We start from the raw sequence: 6778 nt of genomic DNA, 5'->3' as shown, positions 1-6778 counted from the left end.
TCTCAGAAAAAATCCCTCACTAGAAAAAGAACTTAAACTAAAAACCAATAAATTTAAGGCTTTAGCTAACTTCTTATCCTGAGTTGAGGTTAAATTAGTATAAATCTTATCGGCAAGATATATCAAAAGCTTAGCTTTTTCATCCGCTTATCACTAAAAATATAGCGAAAGGTTAATTAAATGAAAAAATAGCTAAAGCAATCGACTAAATTTAAGGTAAGATATTTGACCAATTTAACCCACTGGGTTAGTGTTGCGCCAATTTTTAGTAATATAGAGTATTCACGTTTATGGCAAACAAAAAACCAGAAAACATGAGCCTTGAAACCAGCATGGCAGAACTGGAACAAGTTGTTGAGCAACTTGAATCTGGTGACTTACCGTTAGAAGAAGCCCTCAAACAATTTGAACGTGGTGTTGGTTTAGTTAGAGCCAGTCAACAAAAATTAGATGCTGCCGAACAAAAAATAAAAATTTTGATGGATAAAAATGGTCAACCTGAATTTGTTGATACATCAATAGAGAATTTAGATTAAATGAGCATGCAAGCCGAACTTGAATTATTTCAAGTCGAATTTAACCAAGCTTTAGCTGAAACATTAAATCAGCAGTTACCAGCCCAAATCGCACCAAAACTTCAGCAAGCTATGTTATATAGCGTTAGTAATGGCGGTAAAAGATTAAGACCTTTTTTAATTCATTTAATGGCTAAAACCCTTGATATAAACACACAATCGACTTTACCTGCGGCCATTGCATTAGAGTGTATTCATAGTTATTCGCTGGTGCATGATGATTTACCGGCGATGGATGACGACGATTTACGCCGTGGCAAACCCACCTGTCATATTGAGTTTGATGAAGCAACTGCAATTTTAGCCGGTGATGCACTGCAAACTTTTGCATTTGAGCTATTAGCCAATGCCGATATGTCTGCCAACATTAAAATTAACTGGGTTAAAACGCTAAGCCTCAGTGCGGGTTATAAAGGTATGTGTGGGGGTCAATCGCTTGATTTAGAGGCCGAAAATAAAGCCGTTAATTTAACTGAGCTAGAAACCATTCATGGCTTAAAAACCGGTGCTTTATTAAAAGCCGCGGTTAGTTTAGCTTGTGCCGCCAAACCTGATTTAGCCGCCGAGCAAACTCAAAAGTTCGAAAAATTTGCCGAGTTAATTGGCTTAGCATTTCAAATTCAAGACGATATTTTAGATATTACTTCAACCACTGATTTATTGGGTAAACCACAGGGGTCGGATCAAAAACATAATAAAAGTACCTATCCTAATTTGCTCGGTTTGTGCGGTGCACAGCAAAAAGCAGAACAAGTTTTTCAATCAGCACTAGAGCAAATTCAAGATCTCCCATACAATACCCAATCATTAATGGATTTTGCCCAGTTTATTATCAAGCGACAACACTAATTACATGAGCACAGATATTAACCGTTACCCAAGATTAAGACTTATCAATGAGCCGGAGGAGCTCAGAAGTCTTCCGCTCAATGAGCTGCCAGAGGTTGCCCAAGAGTTACGTGATTTTTTATTGGCATCTGTTAGCCAAAGCAGCGGCCATTTTGCATCCGGACTCGGTGCCGTAGAACTGACGGTTGCATTGCATTACGTTTACAATACGCCTTTTGACAAATTAATTTGGGATGTTGGCCATCAGGCTTACCCACATAAAATTTTAACTGGCCGCAGAGAACAAATCAGCAGTATAAGGCAGTTAAATGGCTTACACCCTTTCCCGTGGCGGGAAGAAAGTGAATACGATACGTTAAGTGTCGGTCACTCATCTACCTCAATTAGTGCCGCATTAGGGATTGCGATTGCCGCAGCCCAAGAAGGTAAAGGCAGAAAATCTGTTGCTATAATTGGTGACGGTGCTATTACAGCTGGTATGGCTTTTGAGGCGATGAACCACGCAGGTCATATCAAAAAAGATATGTTAGTCATTTTAAATGACAATGATATGTCTATCTCTGAAAACGTAGGCGCTTTAAATAGTCATCTTGCCAAAATTTTATCCGGCTCTGTTTACACCTCATTTAGAGAGGGCGGCAAAAAAATATTAAGCTCAGTGCCACCAATCAAAGAATTAGCCAGTAAAGCTGAAGAACATTTAAAAGGCATGATAGCGCCGGGCACTATTTTTGAAGAACTAGGATTTAATTATATTGGCCCTATTGATGGTCATGATGTAGTTGGTTTAGTCAATACGCTTAAAAATATGCGTAGCCTTAAAGGCCCGCAGTTTTTGCACGTTATTACCAAAAAGGGTAAAGGTTATAAACCGGCAGAAAATGACCCAATTGGTTATCATGCCGTGCCTAAATTTGACTTAACTAAAACTCAACTCCCTGCTAAAAAAGCCTGCTCGCCCAGTTATTCAAAAATATTTGGCGATTGGTTGTGTGATATGGCCGCGCAAGATAAAAAGCTAATGGCGATCACACCGGCGATGCGTGAAGGTTCAGGCATGGTTGAGTTTTCTAAGCGATTCCCAAAACAATATTTTGATGTTGCCATTGCCGAGCAACATGCAATTACCTTAGCAACAGGTATGGCCATTCAAGGTTACAAACCTGTAGTTGCGATTTATTCTACGTTTTTACAACGCGGTTATGATCAATTAATTCATGATGTTGCGCTACAAAACTTACCGGTTTTATTTGCCGTAGACAGAGCTGGCATTGTTGGTGCTGACGGCCCTACTCACCAAGGCACTTTTGATTTAAGTTTTCTGCGCTGTATTCCGAATCTGGTTATTATGACTCCGTCAGATGAAAATGAATGCCGCCAAATGCTTTATACAGGTTATCAACTTAATCAAGCAGCAGTAGTTCGTTACCCACGCGGTAATGGCCCTGATGTCCAAGTTTCGGCAGAAATGACCGCTTTAGAAATTGGTAAAGCCAGACAATTAAGAAGGTCAAAAGCGGATAAGCAAAAAATCGCTATTTTAAATTTTGGTACGCTTTGCCAATATGCGACCGAAGCCGCAGAAATTTTAGATGCAAGTGTTTATGATATGCGTTTTGTTAAACCACTTGATTTACAAGCCCTTAAGCAAGCCGCTAGTGAGCATGACTATTTAGTGACAATCGAAGATAACTGCATTGCCGGTGGCGCAGGTAGCTCGGTACTGGAAACTTTAGCTCAGCAAGGTATATTTAAACCAACACTATTGTTAGGTGTACCGGATGAATTTGTTAAACATGGTAGCCAAACCGAGCTGTATCGCCAGTTAAAACTCGACACTGACGGAATTATCGAGCAAATCAAGCATTTTATTGCCAGTTAATTTTCAAAATCTGGCATTTTTAAGTTTTATTTCTGGATATAAAAATGCCAAAAACAGATATTGAAAAAACGCTAGGTTATGCGCTGCACAGCAGCGCATTTTTGATGAAACAAGCAATTAAACAATTAATTCATCAACAACAAATAGACACCACCCCTGAAGCCTTTTTTATGCTCAATCTCATTCCGGATAACGGTATTGAACAGCAAGAACTAATCAACAAAACCCATAAAGACAAAGCTGCAATCACCCGTTTGCTTGATCAATTAACCCGCCAAAACTGGATTATCCGCCGAGTGGTAAAAGACAATAAACGAAAATGCATAATTAAAATTTCAGAACCGGGTTTAGTAATTAAACGCCAGCTTAATCAGGCATTAGCAGAGATTAGCCAAAAAATGATTAAAGGCATTCCAACAGATGATCTGCGTAGCTGTTTTAAAGTGCTGAATATGCTCAGTGAAAACTTGGATGAGTTAGTTGCAGAACAACATAATCAACCGTTGACTTAAACTTTAAATTAAACATAAACGGTTGATTATAAAATGAAAGAAAGTGTGGTTATTTAAGCTCAGCGTAATATTTAGCTAACACTTTCATATCGTCATCAGACAAAGCTGCAACCATCCCTTTCATGATAGGATCTGGGCGAGAGCCATCTTTAAATTTTTGCATTTGCAGATATAAATACTGCTCTTTTTGCCCTTTTAGATTGGGGTAAATAGGCATCGGAGAAATTCCATCTTGCCCATGACAGGTAGCACATAAAGCGGTTTGAGGTGGCGCTGCATATAAATGGGTAGATACAAACAAACCAGATAAAACAAGTAAAGCTTTTTTCATAACAAGTCCTAATATATCCGTGGTGGAAAATATTATAAACCTAAATCAAGTGTTTAGGTCAAATACATTTAACAATTCCGGAGGAAACTCGGGCCTGCCTTTAGCATTAATTGATGTTCCAATCACCTTAGCTTCAAGAATCAACTTGCCCTCAGTTGTTTTAATCACTTGATTAAACGCAAATCTTAACTTTGATATTTTTTCAAGCTCAACACCTACGGTAAAATGATCACCACTTTTAAGTGGAGATTTATAATCCATTTCTGCTCTAACCACCACAAGATTAATCCCTGCTTGCGCTAACGCAGCAAAATCAATATTAATGCTTTTTAAAAATTCATGTCTGGCATGCTCTAAATAGTTCATATAAACACTATTATTTACAATCGCCTGCATATCACATTCGTAATCCCGAACCGACATTAATAATTCAAACATGATGATTCCTTACCTTATAAAAATAAAAACCGACAAACTATGTCGGTTTTATAATGCTTAAGCTTATTTTGCAACAAACTGGGGGAGAAATTACCAACCAGTGCGCTGTTTTAACGCTTCGCCAATATCTGCTAATGAGTCAACAGTTGTCACTCCAGCATCTTTTAGCGCAGCAAATTTCTCAGCAGCCGTCCCTTTACCACCAGAGATAATCGCACCAGCATGGCCCATACGTTTACCCGGAGGCGCAGTCACACCCGCAATATAAGAAACAACTGGTTTGGTGACATTTTCTTTAATAAATGCAGCCGCTTCTTCTTCTGCGCTACCACCAATTTCACCAATCATCACTATGGCTTCAGTTTTAGGATCGTCTTCAAAACGTTTTAAAATATCAATAAAGTTTGAACCCGGAATTGGATCGCCACCAATACCGACACAAGTAGACTGACCAAAACCTGCGTCTGTTGTTTGTTTTACAGCTTCGTAAGTTAAAGTACCTGAACGAGAAACAATACCCACTTTACCCGGCAGATGAATATGACCCGGCATAATACCAATTTTACATTCACCCGGAGTAATTACACCCGGACAGTTAGGGCCAATTAAAACAACACCTAGCTCATCGCATTTTACTTTACACTCAAGCATATCCAGTGTTGGAATACCTTCGGTAATACATACAATCAGTTCAATACCTGCATGTGCAGCTTCTAAAATAGAGTCTTTACAAAATGGTGCTGGTACATAAATAACGCTGGCTTGCGCACCTGTTTGTTCAACCGCTTCTTTTACTGTGTTAAAAACCGGTAAACCTAAATGTGTTTGACCACCCTTGCCTGGCGTTACCCCACCAACCATTTTAGTACCGTAAGCAATTGCTTGTTCTGAGTGGAATGTACCTTGAGAACCAGTAAAACCCTGACAAATGACTTTAGTATCTTTGTTAATTAAAATGCTCATTATTTTGCCTCCGCTGCTTTAACTACCTGAACTGCTGCGTCTGTTAAACTGGTTGCAGCAATAATGTTTAAGCCGCTTTCTGCTAAAACTTTGGTGCCTAATTCTGCGTTATTACCTTCAAGACGAACAACGACCGGTACTTTTACGCCAACTTCTTCAACTGCGCCAATAACCCCTTCGGCAATCAAATCACAACGTACAATACCGCCGAAAATATTAATTAAAACAGCTTTTACTTTTTCGTCAGATAAAATAATTTTAAAGGCTTCAACAACACGTTCTTTTGTTGCGCCACCGCCCACATCTAAAAAGTTAGCGGGTTTACCACCATGATGCTGAACAATATCCATTGTTCCCATCGCAAGGCCTGCACCATTTACCATACAACCAATATTGCCATCTAATGCAACATAGTTTAATTCCCACTTAGCAGCATGTGCTTCGCGCTCATCTTCTTGAGTTGGATCGTGCATTTCACGTAAATCAGGATGGCGATATAAAGCATTGCTATCAATCACTACTTTTGCGTCTAAACACAATAAATCATCATCTTGAGTGATCACTAATGGATTAACTTCAATTAAAGCCACATCTTTTTCAACAAACAGTTTAGATAAACCTAATAAGATTTTAGTAAACTGGCCAATTTGTTTACCTTGTAAGCCTAATTTAAACGCCATTTCACGTGCTTGGTAAGGCTGTGCACCTGTTAATGGGTCAATAGTTGCTTTTAGGATTTTTTCCGGGGTTTCGGCTGCAACTTTTTCAATTTCAACACCACCCTCTGTTGACGCCATAAATACGATACGACGAGATGAGCGGTCAACGACAGCACCTAAATATAACTCTTGCTTAAACGGGCAAGCAGGTTCAACCAAAATACGGCTAACTGGTTGACCATTAGCATCAGTTTGATAAGTCACTAATTTTTGGCCTAACCATTGTTTTGCAAATGCTTCAACTTCGGCTTTAGTTTCAACCAGCTTAACCCCACCGGCTTTACCGCGGCCACCAGCGTGAACCTGAGCCTTAACAACGTATTTATCACCTTCAACCTGACTTAATGCAGCGACAGCTTCTTGAGGTGTTTGAGCAGCAATACCACGCGAAACGGGTAAACCATATTGCGCAAATAATTGCTTGCCCTGATATTCATGCAAATTCATAACAAGTATCCTTTGTTAGTTAAATCACTCTACCAACTTAAATTTAATCAGCATTGGCTAAT

At 39.2% G+C, this 6778-nt stretch carries 8 protein-coding genes; 4 read left to right on the top strand and 4 right to left on the bottom strand.

Going from position 1 to position 6778, the window contains the following annotated elements; genetic code table 11:
* Nucleotides 1-290: 290 nt before the first annotated feature.
* The 4 genes from xseB to N7931_RS14470 are packed head-to-tail and all read left to right on the top strand — an operon-like array spanning nucleotide 291 to nucleotide 3818.
* Entirely contained in the window at nucleotides 291-536 is a 246-nt protein-coding gene (gene xseB / locus N7931_RS14485) for an exodeoxyribonuclease VII small subunit (protein ID WP_262795045.1), read from the top strand.
* A complete protein-coding gene (locus N7931_RS14480; protein WP_262795043.1) occupies nucleotides 537-1424 on the top strand; it encodes a polyprenyl synthetase family protein in 888 nt (295 codons plus the stop codon).
* A gap of 4 nt (nucleotides 1425-1428) precedes the next feature.
* Nucleotides 1429-3306 carry a 1-deoxy-D-xylulose-5-phosphate synthase gene (gene dxs / locus N7931_RS14475; RefSeq protein WP_262795041.1) on the top strand — a complete coding sequence of 626 codons (1878 nt, stop codon included), beginning with the start codon at nucleotides 1429-1431 and terminating at the stop codon, nucleotides 3304-3306.
* Between the two features lie 44 nt (nucleotides 3307-3350).
* Complete coding sequence (locus N7931_RS14470) at nucleotides 3351-3818, top strand: MarR family winged helix-turn-helix transcriptional regulator (protein WP_262795039.1); 468 nt, start codon at nucleotides 3351-3353, stop codon at nucleotides 3816-3818.
* Nucleotides 3819-3867: 49 nt separating this feature from the next.
* Here N7931_RS14470 and N7931_RS14465 read toward each other — a convergent pair whose 3' ends face one another.
* The 4 genes from N7931_RS14465 to sucC all read right to left on the bottom strand — a co-directional run bounded on the left by N7931_RS14465 (nucleotide 3868) and on the right by sucC (nucleotide 6716).
* A complete protein-coding gene (locus N7931_RS14465; RefSeq protein WP_262795037.1) occupies nucleotides 3868-4149 on the bottom strand; it encodes a c-type cytochrome in 282 nt (93 codons plus the stop codon).
* Nucleotides 4150-4194: 45 nt separating this feature from the next.
* Complete coding sequence (locus tag N7931_RS14460; RefSeq protein WP_410369357.1) at nucleotides 4195-4587, bottom strand: acyl-CoA thioesterase; 393 nt, start codon at nucleotides 4585-4587, stop codon at nucleotides 4195-4197.
* 90 nt (nucleotides 4588-4677) lie between these two features.
* Entirely contained in the window at nucleotides 4678-5550 is an 873-nt protein-coding gene (gene sucD / locus N7931_RS14455) for a succinate--CoA ligase subunit alpha (RefSeq protein WP_262795035.1), read from the bottom strand.
* The gene (gene sucC, locus N7931_RS14450; protein ID WP_262795034.1) at nucleotides 5550-6716 is read right to left on the bottom strand and encodes an ADP-forming succinate--CoA ligase subunit beta; all 1167 of its coding nucleotides are present in this window, start codon (nucleotides 6714-6716) and stop codon (nucleotides 5550-5552) included. The genes sucD and sucC overlap by 1 nt, the downstream gene beginning before the upstream one ends.
* Between the last annotated feature and the right edge of the window lie 62 nt (nucleotides 6717-6778).

Source organism: Catenovulum sp. 2E275 (assembly GCF_025515275.1).
In the GTDB taxonomy this organism is placed as follows: Bacteria; Pseudomonadota; Gammaproteobacteria; order Enterobacterales; family Alteromonadaceae; genus Catenovulum.
Note: the sequence above shows the minus strand (reverse complement) of the source record. Positions and strands in the feature narration are given on the sequence as shown.